Source organism: 'Chrysanthemum coronarium' phytoplasma, assembly GCF_000744065.1.
GTDB lineage: Bacteria > Bacillota_I > Bacilli_A > Acholeplasmatales > Acholeplasmataceae > Phytoplasma > Phytoplasma asteris.
Genome location: NZ_BBIY01000134.1, coordinates 1 through 785, shown reverse-complemented (window position 1 = coordinate 785; position 785 = coordinate 1). Strand labels below are relative to the sequence as shown.

The window sequence follows — 785 nt, the reverse complement described above, 5'->3', positions numbered from 1 at the left end:
GCCAACAATGTTATCTTTGTTTCTTTTAAAATCAATTAAACGGTATTTTCTTTTAACGCCGCCGCCACGATGTCTTACTGTAATTTTACCTTGGTTGTTGCGTCCGGCTTGGTCTTTATGAGATACCAATAAGCTTTTTTCAGGAGTTTGAGTGGTGATTTCTGAAAAAGCAGAAACACTCATATTACGACATCCATTTGTAGTAGGCTTATATTTTTTAATTGCCATAATTTATACCTGCCTTGTATTTTTTTAATCGTTAATCGTTGTTTTGGTTGGGTTTGGGTTTATTCGTTAGCAAGGATTTCGATTTTTTGTCCCGGAGCTACTTTACAAATAGCTTTTTTATAACCAGAAGTATAGCCTTCGAATTTACCTTTTCTTTTGAATTGTGGTAAAACGTTGCGAGTGTTAACTGATAAAACTTTTACTTGAAAAATGCTTTCTAAAGTTTTTTTAATTTCTACTTTATTAGCTGTTTTGGCAACTTTAAAAGTGTATTTATTTTGTCTTTCGATCAATTTATTAGTTAATTCAGTAATGATTGGTGCTTTAACTAAATCATAGTATTTATTCATTATTTTAAAACCTCTTCAAAATAGTTAACAGCATCAGCAGTTAGGACTAATTGTTTGCAATTAAGGATTTGATAAACACTTGCATGAGAAGCTGTTTCTAAAGTAATATAAGATAGATTGCGAGAAGCCAAAGCTAATTGTTCTGTCATTTGAGTAACTACAATTAAGGATTTGGAAGTGATGTTTAATTTTTGTAACATTTGTTGG

At 31.0% G+C, this 785-nt stretch carries 2 protein-coding genes and 1 pseudogene; all 3 read right to left on the bottom strand.

From position 1 onward, the window contains the following. Window positions 1-228: pseudogene (rplB, locus tag OYV_RS04120) on the bottom strand (50S ribosomal protein L2); the annotation flags it as partial. A gap of 59 nt (window positions 229-287) precedes the next feature. Then, the gene (gene rplW, locus OYV_RS04115; protein WP_042068451.1) at window positions 288-578 is read right to left on the bottom strand and encodes a 50S ribosomal protein L23; all 291 of its coding nucleotides are present in this window, start codon (window positions 576-578) and stop codon (window positions 288-290) included. Further along, window positions 578-785: 50S ribosomal protein L4 (gene rplD / locus OYV_RS04110; protein ID WP_042068450.1), on the bottom strand; the 208-nt coding region annotated here is incomplete at its 5' end. The genes rplD and rplW, both read right to left, overlap by 1 nt.

Coding starts and splice junctions, on each gene's coding strand:
- rplW (WP_042068451.1), bottom strand. CDS start 578: ATGAATAAATACTATGATTTAGTTAAAGCACCAATCATTACTGAATTA.